Source organism: Pantoea sp. UBA5923 (assembly GCF_002431095.1).
Taxonomy (GTDB): domain Bacteria; phylum Pseudomonadota; class Gammaproteobacteria; order Enterobacterales; family Enterobacteriaceae; genus Pantoea; species Pantoea piersonii.
This window is the reverse complement of sequence record NZ_DJDN01000036.1, coordinates 81,480-95,929: the sequence shown is the minus strand read 5'-3', so window position 1 is coordinate 95,929 and position 14,450 is coordinate 81,480. Positions and strand designations below refer to the sequence as shown.

Genomic DNA, 14,450 nt, shown 5'->3' with positions numbered 1-14,450 from the left:
CCAGCCGTGACGACGCCAGAGCAGCAGCGCACAGGCAATCAGAACCAGGACCAGCGCCAGCAGCGCAATAACCAGCCATTGCATAGCGGTGACTCCGTTAGAGAAATAAAAATGGCTTCGGCGCGGACGCGGAAGCCATCAGGACAGAACCAGGCGAACTGTCAGAAAACGCGTTTGAACGGTTTTACCGAGACGTTTTTATAGACGCCAGCCGCGATATAGGGATCGGCCTCCGCCCAGGCCTGCGCGGCTTCCAGCGAGCTGAACTCCGCGATGATAGCTGAGCCGGTAAAACCTGCGACGCCCGGATCGTTGCTGTCGACGGCCGGCATTGGCCCGGCAACGATCAGACGGCCTTCATCCTGCAGCAGCTGCAGGCGCGCCAGATGGGCAGGGCGCACCGAGGTGCGTTTTTCCAGAGAATCAGCGTTATCTTCGGCGTAGATGATGTACAGCACTTGAAAGCCCCCATTGGCTCATCATATTTTCGCAACACGGTAAGGGATCGTAAATAAGAGTGCAAATGAAAGATGGTGTAATGTATGAGGCGGAGCAGGTTAGTTTAAAAAACGGCAATATCTGTCCATTTTTCAGCAGTTATTGAAACTGATTGCTATTTGCATTTAAAATCGTTGCTTCATTCTTTGACTGCGACCGCTATGACCACGTTGACAATGCCCATTCAAAAACGTACGCCTGTTTCTGTGCTGCTCTCTGTTGTCCTGCACGGTGCAGTAATTGCCGGCATTCTCTATGCCTCGTTTCACCAGGTTATCAACGTACCCAAGGAATCGCAGCCGATCAGCGTCAGCCTGGTCGCGCCGGAAGTGCAGCCTGAACCCGCGCCTGTGGTAAAGCAGCCGCAGGCAGAGCCGGAACCCCAGCCTGAGCCGGAGCCGGAACCTCAGCCGGTACCGGAACCGCCTAAGGCCGAGCCGGTGCCGATTCCTGTGCCGCAGCCTAAGCCGAAGCCCAAACCTAAGCCCAAACCTAAAGTTGAGCACAAGCGCGAGGTAAAACCGCGTCAGGAGGCGAAGCCGCAGGAGAATCCATTTAATCAGGACGCGCCCGCTACGCAGACGAAACCGACGACCGCGCCAAAATCGAACCCGTCGCCTGTGCAGTCGGTCTCGCAAGGGCCGAAGGCGATCAGCGTCTCGAAGCCTGGCTATCCCGCGCGCGCGCTGGCGCTGCGCATTGAAGGGCGAGTACAGGTGCAGTTTGACGTAGGCGATGACGGCAGGGTGGAGAATGTCACTATTCTTTCCGCGCAGCCGCGCAATATGTTTGAGCGCGAGGTCAAACAGGCGATGAAGCAGTGGCGCTATCAGCCTGGCCGTCCCGGTAAAAATCTGAAGATGAATATCGTCTTCAAGATCAACGGTGGCACCAGCATCGAATAAAAAAAAGCGGTCATCTGACCGCTTTTGCCTTACTCCGCCGGTTCGAGATTCGCGCGTCCCGGCGGCAGCGGGCGCGATTTACCTTCACTATCCACGGCGACATAGATAAACACCGCTTCGGTGGCGCAGTAGGTCTGACCAATAGGTTCGGAAGAGACCTTCTTGATCCACACTTCTACATTGATGGTCATGGAACTGTTGCCGGTGCGTATACAGCGCGCGTGGCAGCTCACCACATCGCCAACCGCCACCGGCTTCAGAAACGACATGCCGTCAACGCGTACGGTGACGACGCGTCCTTCGGCGATCTCTTTCGCCAGAATAGCGCCGCCCATATCCATCTGCGACATCAGCCAGCCGCCGAAAATGTCGCCATTAGCGTTGGTGTCCGCCGGCATCGCCAGGGTACGCAAAACCATTTCGCCTTGCGGCAACTTATGTCTTTCGCCCATTGCTCAACTTCTTATGCAGGTGAAGGCGCGCTGCGCCCGTCATGCCCGGTCTGGCCGGGCCTCGTTTATTTTTCTTCTTGTTGCGGCATCTGTCGCCAGATGTAGAGTCCGCTAAGCAGGGTAAACAGTAGAGTGAGCGCGGTCAGACCAAACACTTTAAAGTTAACCCAAAAGGCTTCGGGCAACCAAAACGCCACGTAAATATTCGCCAGGCCGCAGGCGAGGAAAAAGAGCGCCCAGGCGACGTTAAGGCGGCGCCAGGTGATTTCCGGCAGCTTAATCTCTTTACCCAGCAGGCTTTTGATTAACGGCTGCGCCATAAAGAACTGGCTGTAGAGCAGCGCCAGCGCGAACAGGCTGTAGATGACGGTCACTTTCCATTTAATAAATTCATCATTATGGAAAACCAGCGTCAGAGTGCCGAATATCGCCACCAGCGCGAAGGTAAAAATAGTCATCTTCTCCAGCTTGCGATAGAGCACCCAGCTCGCCACCAGCGCAAGGCCGGTAGCGACAATCAGCGCGCCGGAGGCGACAAAAATGTCGTAAAGCTTATAGAAAATAAAGAAGACCACTAATGGAAGGAAATCGAGTAACTGCTTCATAGTCATTCCAGTTCAGCTAACACAGTAAAAAGCCGCGCGCCCGGAGAGGCGCTACGGGCTTAACGGACCAGCATATAAAGCCGGAAAAGATAGATAATCACTAGCGCGGAGATCAGGTTGCCGATAGCGGTGATTGCAACGGCCAGCACGTTATCCGGCAGCGCCGTCAGCGAGGAGGAGGCGAACAGCAGCACCATTTTCGCCAGCAGCCAGAGAATAATCGCCGGAGCGATCAGCTTAACGTTCTTCCATGCCAGACGGCAGCTGCCGCGCATCGCGGCCAGAATGCCGCTTTTTTCGTTTGCCAGGATAACCGGCGAGAGCGACAGCAGTATCGCCAGAATAATGCCCGGCACCATCACCACCATAAAGCCCAGCTGCACCACCAGGGTAATCAAGAACGTCTGCAGCAGCAGCTTAGGCAGCAGCGGCGCAGCGGCGCCGATAGCGCGCAGCGCGCTGACGCGTTGTCCGGCAGAAACCATCGAGATCAGGCAAAGCATGCCACCCAGCAACAGCGTATTGCCGATCAACGCCGAGAAGGTGCCAGCCGCAGAGGCGCGCAGCAGGATACGCTGCTGATCCGGCGACATATTTTGCACCAGTTCAAACAGCGAAGAGGCGCTGGTATCGCCCTGCTGGAGCTGGGCCAGCTGGTCGCCGCCCGGGGTAAAAGCGTGCACCAGAATGACCGTGATAAAGGCCGTCAGTAACGACATCAGCACGATGGTCAGCAGCTGGTGGCGGAAAAAATTTCCTGTGTCACGGTATAACGAGCTTGCCGTGATAGACATGTACACTCCTTGGTGGAACCGGGTTGATTAACCCGGCGATTGTACATGGTCTGGCCCGGCGCTGGCACCCGCAGCGAGATAACTTTCTGTCATGGAAGGTAAAGAAGGGTGAAAAAGAGGCGGCAGGCCGTGGCGAGCGCGGGCGCGATCGCAGGCTTCATTATGAACGCCGTTTTCGCCCGACATGGCGAACTCGCGGCAGGGCGAAGGGCGCTGCTCATAGATGCTACAGGAGACGCAGCCGCCAGGTTCGCCCTGCAGCGCCACACAGCGCGGCTCGCGCGCGTTGGTGCCGCGCATATTGCGCATCAGCAGGCTTAAGGGTTCAGTGAGTTCAGTCGGGACAACGCCGCCGGCGTCATCGGCTTCGGCCCAGTAAAAAGAGACGCGAAAGTGGGCGCAGCAGGCGCCGCAGGTCATGCAAGGGTTGGAATTATCGCTCATTTGATCGCCCGCCACTCCTGAGGCATCGAACCAAAATCAACACGGGGAAAAATCAAAATAATCACGCCAATGAATTTCTTCAAGCAAAATTTCAGCTGAGTCCTCCCCGCCAAAATTGATCTGAATCAATCCATTGTTTTTTAAGCGCTTTATATCAGTTGATTTAGGTGCATTTTTTGTTAAATCGCGTTAGAACGTTGCCCACAACGTCACACCATAATTCCCTACGTTTATTTTGTGCAAAGGAGCGATCATGAAACTGACAAAATGCGCTTTATTACTGGCAATGGCTTTACCGCAGCTGGCACTGGCTCATGAAGCGGGTGATTTCTTTATGCGCGCGGGCAGCGCGACGGTTCGTCCTACCGAAGGCTCTGACGACGTCCTGGGTATGGGCGGCTTTGACGTCAGCAACAATACCCAGCTCGGCCTGACCTTTACCTATATGGCGACCGACAATATCGGCGTCGAACTGCTGGCCGCAACGCCGTTCCGTCACAAGGTGGGGCTTGCCTCTACCGGTACGCTGGCGACGGTGCGTCAGCTGCCGCCAACCCTGATGGCGCAATATTATTTCTTCGACAGCCGCAGCAAAGTGCGTCCTTACGTCGGTGTCGGCGTTAACTACACCACTTTTTACGATGCCGATTTCAACCAGACCGGCCGTGATGCCGGGCTGAGCGACCTCAGCGTGAAAGATTCATGGGGCGTGGCGGGCCAGGTCGGCCTTGACTACCAGATCAACCGTGACTGGATGCTGAACGCCTCGCTCTGGTATATGGATATCGATACGGAAGTGAAGTTTAAGGCAAACGGACAGAAACAGAATATTGATACGCGCATCGACCCTTGGGTCTTCTTTTTTGGCGCGGGTTACCGCTTCTGATAAAAAAAGGCCGCGAATCGCTCGCGGCCTTTTGCTTTTCTGCGTTATTTAATCTGCATATTGTTCACAACAGACTTCACGCCTTTCACAGTACGCGTCACTTCTACCGCATGGCTGGCCATCTGCGGCGAGCTGACGAAGCCGCTGAGCTGCACACGACCCTTAAAGGTTTCGACGTTGATCTCACGCGACTTAAGCTGATCGTCATTCAACAGTTCTGCTTTGACTTTAGTGGTGATCACCGTATCGTCAATATAACCGCCGGTGCCTTCCTGCTTTGCGGTAGGCGCACAGGCGCTCAGCGTCAGCGCGACTACAACGGCGGCCAGTGCGCCTGAAAGGACTTTAAACAGTTTCATTGCTTCTCTCCCTGTCTCAAACAAGATGCGTCGTTCCCATAACGGCGCAAAACAAGTGTGGGTGGGAAAAATGAAAGCGGCAACGTTGGAATGTAAAAAAGAGTGAAAAATCATGCCCTATCCGCAGACAGGGCATGAAATGTTCAGCGGGTGGCAGCTTTAAGGCTGCTGACAAACGCGGTCAGCTTCGCCAGCATCTCTTCCGGCTGCGCATGATACTGCTCGATAATTTTCACAATAGCCGAGCCGGAGATGGCGCCCACCGCGCCCGCGCCGATCGCCTCTTTAACCTGCGCCGGTTCGGAAATACCGAACCCCTGCAGCGGCGGTGCGGCGTTATATTCGCGCAGCTTGTCGATCAGGCGCTGCAGCGGCAGGCTGCTGGCGCGATTTTCTGCGCCGGTCACGCCTGCGCGCGACAGCAGATAGGTGTAGCCGCGGCCGTGAGAGGCGACTTCGCGCAGCAGCTCATCGCTGGCGTTGGGCGGACAGATAAAGATCGGCGCGATGCCGTGACGCAGCGCTGCCTGACGGAAAGGCGCCGACTCCTCGACCGGCACATCCGCTACCAGCACTGAATCCACGCCCGCTTCGGCGCAGCGCGCATAGAAAGCGTCGATACCGTTGGTGAACACCAGGTTGGCGTACATCAGCAGGCCGATGGGCAGATCGGGGTATTTCTGACGCACGCTGCTAAGTATCTCGAAGCACTGCGCGGTAGTGGTGCCGGACGCGAAAGCGCGCAGGGTGGCGTTCTGAATCGTTGGGCCGTCCGCCAGCGGATCGGAGAAGGGGATGCCCAGCTCCAGCGCGTCGGCGCCGCCCGCGACCAGCGCGTCGATAATCTTCAGCGACAGCGCCGGCGAGGGATCGCCCAGCGTGACGAAGGGAACGAATGCGCCTTCTTTGCTGGCCTGTAAACGCTTAAACAGCTGTTGATAACGCTCCATCAGATTTCTCCCTGCGCAGTCAGAATATCGTGAACGGTAAAGATGTCTTTATCGCCGCGGCCCGAAAGGTTCACCACCAGCAGTTGCTCTTTCTCCGGGTTCTCGCGGATCATCTTCAGCGCGTGGGCCAGGGCGTGCGAGGACTCCAGCGCCGGGATAATGCCTTCCGCGCGGCAAAGCTCTTTAAAGGCGGACAGCGCTTCATTATCGGTAATCGACACGTAGTCGGCGCGGCCGATACTGTTGAGATGCGCGTGCTGCGGGCCGACGGACGGGAAATCAAGCCCGGCAGAGATAGAGTAGGACTCTTCAATCTGGCCCTCTTCGGTCTGCATCATCGGCGCTTTCATACCGAAATAGATGCCGACGCGGCCATGCTTGAGCGGTGCGCCGTGCTCACCGGTCTCAATGCCGTGACCGGCCGGTTCAACGCCGATCAGGCCGACGCTTTCATCCATAAGAAAGTCGGCGAACATGCCGATCGCATTAGATCCGCCGCCGACGCAGGCGATAACCGCATCCGGCAAGCGCCCCTCTTTTTCCAGAATCTGCGCTTTGGTCTCTTCGCCGATCATGCGCTGGAACTCGCGCACAATGGTCGGATAGGGGTGCGGCCCCGCTGCGGTGCCAAGCATATAGTGCGCGGTTTCATAGCTGCCAGACCAGTCGCGCAGCGCCTCGTTACAGGCATCTTTCAGCGTCGCGGAGCCGCTGTGCACCGGGATCACTTCCGCGCCCATCAGACGCATACGGAAGACGTTTGGTGACTGACGCTCAACATCTTTCGCGCCCATATAGATACGGCACTTCATACCGAGCAGCGCGCACGCCAGCGCCGAGGCGACGCCATGCTGGCCCGCGCCGGTTTCCGCGATGATTTCGCTCTTGCCCATGCGCTTCGCCAGCAGCGCCTGACCCAGCACCTGATTGGTTTTGTGCGCGCCGCCGTGTAGCAGATCTTCGCGCTTAAGATAAAGGCGGGTTTTGGTGCCTTTTGTCAGGTTGCTGCAGAGGGTGAGCGCTGTCGGGCGTCCCGCATAGTTTTTCAGCAGGTCAGTGAATTCCGCCTGAAAGGCAGGATCTTTCTGCGCCTCGACAAAGGCCGCTTCCAGCTGGCTCAGCGCCGGCATCAGGATCTGCGGCACATACATGCCGCCAAAGTCGCCAAAATAGGGGTTCAGTAGTGTCATGGTTTCATCTTCCTTAGAGGCCCGCCGCAGCGGACCTGACAAATCAGTAGGCGCGCAGCGTGCGGAAAACCGCCGCGATTTTGCTGGCATCTTTGATGCCGGGCGCGCTTTCCACGCCGGAGTTGAAGTCAAGGCCCGCGCAGCCGAGGCGTGCCGCTTCCACGCAGTTATCCGCGCTCAGGCCGCCAGCAAGCAGCACGTTGCTTAAGTCCTGGTCCTTGAGCAGTGACCAGTCGAAGCGCGCGCCGCTGCCGCCGTTGCCGTTGTCGAAAACGTAGCGGTCGACGTGCGGCCAGTCGCGCGCGGGCAGCGCGCTTTGAATACTCAGGGCTTTCCAGATAGCGATCCCGGCGGGCAGCGCGGCGCGCAGTTCCGCCACATACGCCTGGTCTTCATCGCCGTGTAGCTGGACGGCGCTGAGGTTAAGCGCGGTCGCTTTAGTGACAACGTCACTGACAGGGGCGTTGCGGAACACGCCTGCATAGCGCAGCGGCGCGCCAGCCATTACCTGCTGCGCCTGCTGCTCATCAATTCGGCGCGGCGAGCCTTCGGCGAAAATCAGACCGCCGTAAAGCGCGCCCGCTTCAAAGGCCGCGCGCGCATCTTCTGCTCGCGTCAGACCGCATACTTTATTGTCGCCCAGCAGCACGCGGCGCACCGCGCCCGCCAGATCCGCCTCTTCCATCAGCGCCGAGCCAATCAGGAAGCCGTTAGCGAAACGGCTCAGCTCGCGCACCTGCGCATAGTTATGAATGCCGGATTCGCTGATAACGGTCACGCCGTGTGACAGGCGGGACGCCAGCTGACGCGTACGGTTAAGATCGATCGACATATCGCGCAGATCGCGGTTATTAATGCCGACGACTTTTGCCTTCAGCGCAATGGCGCGCTCTAGCTCCGCTTCGTTGCTGACTTCAGTCAGTATGCCCATGTTCAGGCTGTGCGCCACGGCGGCCAGCTGACGATACTCGTCATCATTCAGTACCGACAGCATCAGCAGGATGGCGTCAGCCTGGTAGTGACGCGCCAGATAGATTTGGTACGGATCGATAATAAAATCTTTGCACAGCACCGGCTGCGTGATCGCCGCGCTGACGATCGGCAGAAAATCGAAGCTGCCCTGAAAATATTTTTCATCGGTCAGCACCGAGACGGCGGAGGCGTAGTGACGATAAATGCCCGCAATCGTCGCCGGATCGAAATCTTCGCGGATCAGTCCTTTAGAAGGAGACGCCTTTTTGCACTCAAGAATAAAAGCGGTACGGGCGCCCTGCAGTGCATCATAAAAGCTGCGGGATGCGGGCTGTACCTCATTCTGAAAGGACGCCAGCGGCTGCTGCGCCTTGCGCGCCTCTACCCACTGCGCTTTATCCTGAACAATCTTCTCTAAAATCGTGCCTTGCATGGTTATCCTCTCGCTGCCAGAGCGACAACGCGCTCGTAGGCCTGTCCGCTGTGGATAGCCTGTCGCGCACGCTGCGCGTTTTCGCGCAAATCTTCATGACCGAATACTTTTAACAACATCGCCACGTTGACGGCAACCGCTTCCTCATGGGCCTGCTGGCCATTACCCTGAAGTAAACGGGTAAGAATGTCACGGTTTTCTTCGGGCGTGCCGCCAGCCAGCGCCTCCTTGGGATGAAAGCCGAAACCGAAGTCTTCCGGGGTCAGCTGATAGCGGGTGATTTCGCCGTCGCGCAGTTCGGCGACGTGGGTTTCGCTGTGTAGCGCCACCTCGTCCATCCCCCCGCCGTGTACCACCGCGGCGCGCTGGTAGCCCAGCACCTTCAGCGTCTGGGCGATCGGCAGCACCAGTTCGGGACTGTAGACGCCGATAACCGCCAGCGGCGGTCGCGCCGGGTTGATCAGCGGGCCAAGCACGTTAAACAGCGTGCGCGTTTTCAGCTGCTGACGCACCGGCATCGCATGGCGAAAGCCGGTGTGATACTGCGGCGCGAACAGGAAGCAGACGTTGAGATCGTCCAGCGCCGCGCGCGCCTGCTCAGCGGGCATATCCAGGCTGATGCCGAACGCCGCCAGCAGATCGGAAGAGCCCGACTTGCTTGATACGCTGCGGTTACCGTGCTTCGCCACTTTCAGCCCGCAGGTCGCGGCAACAAAGGCGCTGGCGGTAGAGATATTAATGCTGTTGCTGCCGTCGCCGCCGGTGCCGACAATATCGGCAAAGGCGTAGTCAGGACGCGGAAAAGGTCTGGCGTCTTCCAGCAGCGCGCTGGCCGCGCCAGCGATCTCCTGCGGCGATTCGCCGCGCACCTTCATGGCGATCAGCGCGGCGGCGAGCTGGGTGGGCTCCAGCTGGCCGGTAATAATGGCGCTAAAGAGCTGATGGCTCTCGCCCTGCGTCAACGTCTGCGCCTGATAAAGTTTTTCCAGGATGGCATGCATGTTCATTCTCCCTGTGATGTCGCCAGCACCCAGGCCAGCGTCTGCTCCAGCAGACGGGCGCCCTGAGTGGTCAGGATGGATTCAGGATGGAACTGGAAGCCGCACACGCGATCGGCGTCGTGGCGTACCGCCATGACCATGCCGTTGTAGCTGGCGTTAACCGTCAGCTCCGCAGGCGTATTGCTGCCCACCAGCGAGTGGTAGCGCGCCACCGGCAGCGGATTGCTCAGCCCGGCGAACATCGCTTCTCCATCATGGGTAATGGCGGAGGCTTTGCCATGCAGGATTTCGCCCGCCTGACCGACATGACCGCCATAGGCTTCGATAATCGCCTGATGGCCCAGGCAGATGCCGATAATCGGCAGGCGTCCGCGCAGGGTTTGCAGCAGTTCCGGCATGCAGCCTGCGTCTTTCGGCGCGCCAGGGCCAGGCGAAAGCATCAGCACCGGGTTCTCCATACGCTGCAGACGTTCAGCCAGCAGCGCCGCCGGGACGTTGTTGCGGTAGATCACCACGTTGTGGCCGAAGGATCGCAGCTGATCAACGAGGTTGTAGGTAAAAGAGTCGATGTTATCGAGCAGCAGGATATCGGCCATCAGAAAATCTCCTTGCAGTGATGGGCGGTCGCGATAGCGCGCAGAACGGCGCGGGCTTTATTGCGGCTTTCGTCCGCTTCCGCCTGCGGATCAGAGTCGAGCACTACGCCAGCGCCGGCCTGCACCGTGGCGATGCCATCTTCAACCCAGGCCGAGCGGATCACGATGCAGGTGTCGAGATCGCCGTGTGCGGTGAAGTACCCGACCGCGCCGCCGTAGCTGCCGCGGCGCGTGCCTTCCGCTGCGGCGATCAGCTGCATGGCGCGTACTTTTGGCGCGCCGCTCAGCGTGCCCATATTCATGCAGGCGCGGTAGGCGTGCAGCACGTCGAGGTCTTCGCGCAGCGTGCCGATCACGCGGGAGACCAGGTGCATCACGAAAGAGTAGCGGTCGACCTTGGTCAGATCGGCAACATAGCGGCTGCCCGGCACGCAGATACGCGCCAGATCGTTACGCGCCAGGTCCACCAGCATCAGGTGTTCTGCCAGCTCTTTATGATCGGTGCGCATCTCCAGCTCAATACGGCTGTCGAGATCGCGGTCAAGCGAGCCGTCAGCGTGGCGACCGCGTGGGCGCGTGCCGGCAATTGGGTAGATTTCGATCTGACGCGTGACGGCGTCATATTTCAGCGAGCTTTCCGGCGAGGCGCCGAACAGCGCGAAATCGCGATCCTGCATAAAGAACATATAGGGGCTGGGATTGCTGTTCTTCAGCGTCTCATAGGCGGCGAGCGGCGACGGGCAGGGCAGCGAGAAGCGGCGCGACGGCACCACCTGGAAAATCTCGCCGAGGCGAATCGCTTCCTGCATCTGGCGCACCGTATCGCAATAGGCTTCGTCGCTCTGGCTGACGCTCAGCGTCATCTGCTCAACCGTCTGAACCGGCAGCGCAGGCGCGGGCTGCAGCATCTGGCCGTGTAGCTGTTCGATGCGGCTCTGCAGACGCTGGAATTCGCTGGTGGACGGGCAGAACAGGCTTGCCTGCAGCGTGGCGCTGCGCGTCTGATGGTCGAGCACCAGCAGGGTCTCTGCCAGGTAGAAGCAGTAGTCTGGGCAGCGCTGCTGATTCTTCAGCGCGGGCAGCTCTTCAAATCCCGCTACCAGGTCGTAGGCGAACAGGCCGCCGAGCAGCATCGCTTCGCGTTCGTCAGCGGGCGAGTTTACCAGGTGGGGGATCAGGCGCAGTGCGTCAAACACCGACAGCGCCTGCAGGCGGGAGTCCTCATCCTGTACGGCGTCAGCAGAAGGAAAATGCAGCTCGCGGCCATCCGGGCGCGCCTCGATATTGACGCTTTCGGGCAGCGCGGCATCCAGCAGCGGCAGCAGCGCGCGGCCATTTTCGGACAGGGCCTGTACCGTTACGCAGGATCCCAGCGCGCTGACGCGCAGGGCGCTGTCGACAATCAGCAGGCTTTTCAGGTTACGTTTGCTGTCGATATCCGCCGACTCGAGCAGCAGAGTTGCCGGACGTGCGCCGCATAACTGGTGAAACACTGCGGCCGGATCTTCGCGGTAGGGCGCGGTGCCGGTAATCAACTTCAATGTAGGTTTCGCATTTGGCATGGTGGTCTCTCTGAAATTCGCCTAAAAAAAAGCCCGCTTTAAGCGGGCTCGGGTCTCTGCACTGCGTTACGCAAGGCGTGCCAGACGTTGCCCGTTATGGGAAACATCGCGCCACCAGCCTGCAGAAAGCATAAAAATCGTCGCCATGAGAAAAGACCCGTTTAGTTGTGAACTTGTGTACTAGTTAACGGGTTCAGCGCATAAAAGTCAATACGCTTTTTCACCTGAGCATAAAATCGTTATCATGCTGGCCGCTTCAACGTGCAGCAGGAGTGCCATTTGAACGATATTGCCCGTTTCCCTCTTTACGATTTACACAGCCATACGCGTGCTTCCGACGGGTTGCTGACGCCGGAAGCGCTGGTGCAGCGCGCCGTTACTATGCGCGTCGGCGTGCTGGCCATTACCGACCATGACAGCGTAGCTGGCGTTGCAGCAGCGCAGCGCGCCGTCGCTGAGCAGTCGCTGCCGCTAAAGGTGCTGGCGGGGGTAGAAGCCTCGACGCTGTGGGAAAATCATGAAATTCATATTGTCGGGCTGAACATCGATATTAGCCACCCGGCAATGACTGCTTTTCTGGCGGAACAAGCCCGCTGCCGTCAGGAACGGGCGGAGCAGATTGCTGAACGGCTGGAAAAGGCGCGTATTCCTGACGCGCTGGCTGGCGCAGCCCGACTGGCCGATGGCGGGGTAATTACGCGCGGCCACTTTGCCCGTTTTCTCATTGAGCAGGGAAAAGCCGACACGATAGCGCAGGTTTTCAAAAGCTACCTGGCGCGCGGCAAAACCGGCTATGTTCCGCCGCAATGGTGTACAATTAAACAAGCTATTGATGCTATTCACCATTCTGGCGGCTGTGCGGTGCTGGCGCACCCTGGCCGCTACGGTTTGTCGGCAAAATGGCTGAAGCGTCTGATCGCGCATTTCCGCGAAGCGGGCGGTGACGCCATGGAAGTGGCGCAGTGTCAGCAGGCGCCAAATGAACGAACGCAGCTGGCGCAATACGCCCGTGATTACGATCTGGCTGCGTCGCAAGGTTCCGATTTTCATCAACCCTGCCCGTGGATTGAGCTGGGCCGCAAACTCTGGCTTCCGGCCGGCGTTGAGCCAGTATGGGAGCGATTCCCGGCGCTGGTGCCGGCAGGCTCTGACGCGGACAGGTGATAAGAGGTTTTTTATGAGTCAACTTTTTCACATTCACCCGGAAAACCCGCAGCCGCGTCTGGTTTCTCAGGCCGTCGACTATCTCAATAAGGGTGGCGTCATTGTCTATCCCACCGATTCCGGCTATGCGCTGGGCTGCCGGCTGGAAGAGAAAAATGCGCTGGAGCGCATTTGCCGCATTCGTCAGCTGGATGGCAACCATAACTTCACGCTGATGTGCCGCGATCTGTCGGAAATCTCCAACTATTCGCAGGTTGATAACAGCGCCTTTCGCCTGCTGAAAAATAATACGCCGGGCAGCTATACCTTTATTCTGAAGGCGACCAAAGTGGTGCCGCGTCGTCTGATGAATGACAAGCGGAAAACTATCGGCCTGCGCGTGCCGTCCAACCCGATTGCGCTGGCGCTGCTGGAGGCGCTTAACGAGCCGATGATGTCAACCTCGTTGATCCTGCCGGGCAACGATTTTACCGAATCGGACCCGGAAGAGATCCAGCACAGCATCGGCAAGCTGGTTGATTTGATTATTGACGGGGGCACGCTGGGACAGCAGCCGACAACGGTTGTCGATCTCACCAGCGATGCACCCGTGATAGCGCGCGAAGGTTCAGGCGATATCCGGCCTTTCCTGTAACAGCCTGGTCAGGTGCCGCTTTGCGCCGCCTGACCAATATTTTGCTTCAGCCAGTTTTGAAAATCTGAATAGGGAATATAGAGCGACACATCTTTTAAAACGATTTTGCCGCTGCGGTTGCTTTTTATCTCATCGCTGAAACCGACAATAACCCCGCCCAGCGTATTATCCGCATTATAAACCGCGCCGCCCGACATCCCTTTTACCACGCCGGCATTTGACGCCATCGCCATACAGGGTTTTTTATTCCAGCTGTTACGGATAGCGGTGCGCGCTAAATTAGTGCCCGAAGACTCAACCGGCATAGCGGATATAAAACTATAACCGTACATCTTTACCGGGTCGCCGATATCGCTGCTGCGGAATTTAGCCAGCGTCGTCGCGTCGTTTTTGTGGTAAATGATCGCCAGATCGCAATAAGGGTGGTAAGCCTTTACGCGCTGTACGGCGAATTTCGCCACGTGCGCTGCCGTCAGGCTGTATTCAGGCGTAATGGGAATGCTGCTGCCTAGCGTGCCAAGCCCGAGAATCGTAGGAATGCCGGTGAAACTCATGTCCACATGCTGCATTGCCGTACGGCTGTATTCGGTATGGCCCACAGAGCAACCGCTCAGAGCCAGCGCAGCGAACGCCGGCCATAAGAACAGTTTTCTCATGGTGATTATCTTTATGTTGGCATGTCGGAAAATCCCTGGTGAAGGCTTTTGACATGCAATTTCAGACTCATCATTGAGCCGTATTAACGCTGCATTTCCGGTAGCGCCGGTTTATTTTTAAAGAAACTGCAAAAATTAGTTAAATGCTTGTTAATAACTTCCGGTCAGATAACAGCTTAAGATTAATAATGCGAAAGTTATTTTTTGCGTTTCTGGCTCTGATTGTACTTATAAATTACCGTCAGACAATCTATTAAGATTAATCCTAAAAAGAAATACAGAGAAATAGGGTGCTAATTCAATCTGTGGTTTTAAGAGCGGCAATAAAGTGCAATATCCATATGAATAT

General features: G+C 57.7%; 15 protein-coding genes, 1 pseudogene and 1 other annotated feature. Of the genes and pseudogenes, 4 read left to right on the top strand and 12 right to left on the bottom strand.

The features are described from left to right. Window positions 1-161: 161 nt before the first annotated feature. Window positions 162-458: a YciI family protein gene (locus tag B3797_RS09525; RefSeq protein WP_120454027.1), complete on the bottom strand. Its 297-nt coding sequence runs from the start codon at window positions 456-458 to the stop codon at window positions 162-164. A gap of 201 nt (window positions 459-659) precedes the next feature. Between B3797_RS09525 and tonB the strand changes: the two genes are divergently transcribed. Beyond that, window positions 660-1,403, top strand: a complete 744-nt coding sequence (gene tonB / locus B3797_RS09520) for a TonB system transport protein TonB (protein ID WP_311790959.1) — start codon at window positions 660-662, stop codon at window positions 1,401-1,403. A 29-nt stretch (window positions 1,404-1,432) separates the two neighbouring features. Here tonB and yciA read toward each other — a convergent pair whose 3' ends face one another. From yciA to B3797_RS09500, 4 genes are all read right to left on the bottom strand, one after another. Next, window positions 1,433-1,855, bottom strand: coding sequence for an acyl-CoA thioester hydrolase YciA (gene yciA, locus B3797_RS09515; RefSeq protein WP_103795988.1), 423 nt, complete (start codon window positions 1,853-1,855; stop codon window positions 1,433-1,435). A gap of 65 nt (window positions 1,856-1,920) precedes the next feature. Next, complete coding sequence (locus B3797_RS09510) at window positions 1,921-2,460, bottom strand: septation protein A (RefSeq protein WP_311784459.1); 540 nt, start codon at window positions 2,458-2,460, stop codon at window positions 1,921-1,923. 59 nt (window positions 2,461-2,519) lie between these two features. Next, complete coding sequence (locus tag B3797_RS09505; RefSeq protein WP_311790958.1) at window positions 2,520-3,254, bottom strand: YciC family protein; 735 nt, start codon at window positions 3,252-3,254, stop codon at window positions 2,520-2,522. Between the two features lie 27 nt (window positions 3,255-3,281). Beyond that, complete coding sequence (locus B3797_RS09500) at window positions 3,282-3,698, bottom strand: YkgJ family cysteine cluster protein (protein WP_311784457.1); 417 nt, start codon at window positions 3,696-3,698, stop codon at window positions 3,282-3,284. Window positions 3,699-3,951: 253 nt separating this feature from the next. Here B3797_RS09500 and ompW point away from each other — a divergent pair, with 253 nt between their 5' ends. Further along, window positions 3,952-4,584, top strand: a complete 633-nt coding sequence (ompW, locus tag B3797_RS09495) for an outer membrane protein OmpW (RefSeq protein ID WP_311784456.1) — start codon at window positions 3,952-3,954, stop codon at window positions 4,582-4,584. A gap of 44 nt (window positions 4,585-4,628) precedes the next feature. Here ompW and B3797_RS09490 read toward each other — a convergent pair whose 3' ends face one another. From B3797_RS09490 to B3797_RS09465, 6 genes and pseudogenes are all read right to left on the bottom strand, one after another. Then, window positions 4,629-4,943 (bottom strand): BON domain-containing protein, encoded by a 315-nt coding sequence (locus B3797_RS09490; protein WP_311784455.1) that lies wholly within the window; start codon window positions 4,941-4,943, stop codon window positions 4,629-4,631. 143 nt (window positions 4,944-5,086) lie between these two features. Beyond that, the gene (gene trpA / locus B3797_RS09485; RefSeq protein ID WP_311790957.1) at window positions 5,087-5,893 is read right to left on the bottom strand and encodes a tryptophan synthase subunit alpha; all 807 of its coding nucleotides are present in this window, start codon (window positions 5,891-5,893) and stop codon (window positions 5,087-5,089) included. Beyond that, window positions 5,893-7,083, bottom strand: coding sequence for a tryptophan synthase subunit beta (trpB, locus tag B3797_RS09480; protein ID WP_311790956.1), 1,191 nt, complete (start codon window positions 7,081-7,083; stop codon window positions 5,893-5,895). Before trpB ends, trpA begins: the two co-directional genes overlap by 1 nt. 43 nt (window positions 7,084-7,126) lie before the next feature. Beyond that, window positions 7,127-8,488, bottom strand: coding sequence for a bifunctional indole-3-glycerol-phosphate synthase TrpC/phosphoribosylanthranilate isomerase TrpF (gene trpCF / locus B3797_RS09475; RefSeq protein ID WP_311790955.1), 1,362 nt, complete (start codon window positions 8,486-8,488; stop codon window positions 7,127-7,129). Between the two features lie 2 nt (window positions 8,489-8,490). After that, window positions 8,491-10,085, bottom strand: a pseudogene (trpD, locus tag B3797_RS09470) (bifunctional anthranilate synthase glutamate amidotransferase component TrpG/anthranilate phosphoribosyltransferase TrpD). Continuing rightward, the gene (locus B3797_RS09465; RefSeq protein ID WP_311784451.1) at window positions 10,085-11,647 is read right to left on the bottom strand and encodes an anthranilate synthase component 1; all 1,563 of its coding nucleotides are present in this window, start codon (window positions 11,645-11,647) and stop codon (window positions 10,085-10,087) included. Before B3797_RS09465 ends, trpD begins: the two are co-directional and overlap by 1 nt. Window positions 11,648-11,670: 23 nt before the next feature. Beyond that, window positions 11,671-11,770: a sequence feature (Trp leader region), on the bottom strand. Between the two features lie 156 nt (window positions 11,771-11,926). Between B3797_RS09465 and rnm the strand changes: the two genes are divergently transcribed. Both rnm and B3797_RS09455 read left to right on the top strand, forming a co-directional pair. After that, a complete protein-coding gene (rnm, locus tag B3797_RS09460) occupies window positions 11,927-12,811 on the top strand; it encodes an RNase RNM (RefSeq protein WP_311790954.1) in 885 nt (294 codons plus the stop codon). A gap of 13 nt (window positions 12,812-12,824) precedes the next feature. Continuing rightward, a complete protein-coding gene (locus tag B3797_RS09455; RefSeq protein WP_311784449.1) occupies window positions 12,825-13,445 on the top strand; it encodes an L-threonylcarbamoyladenylate synthase in 621 nt (206 codons plus the stop codon). 8 nt (window positions 13,446-13,453) lie between these two features. Here the strand turns inward: B3797_RS09455 and B3797_RS09450 are convergent, their stop codons facing one another. Continuing rightward, on the bottom strand, window positions 13,454-14,101 hold the full coding sequence (locus B3797_RS09450) for a trypsin-like peptidase domain-containing protein (RefSeq protein ID WP_126690435.1): 648 nt from the start codon (window positions 14,099-14,101) through the stop codon (window positions 13,454-13,456). Window positions 14,102-14,450: the final 349 nt, after the last annotated feature.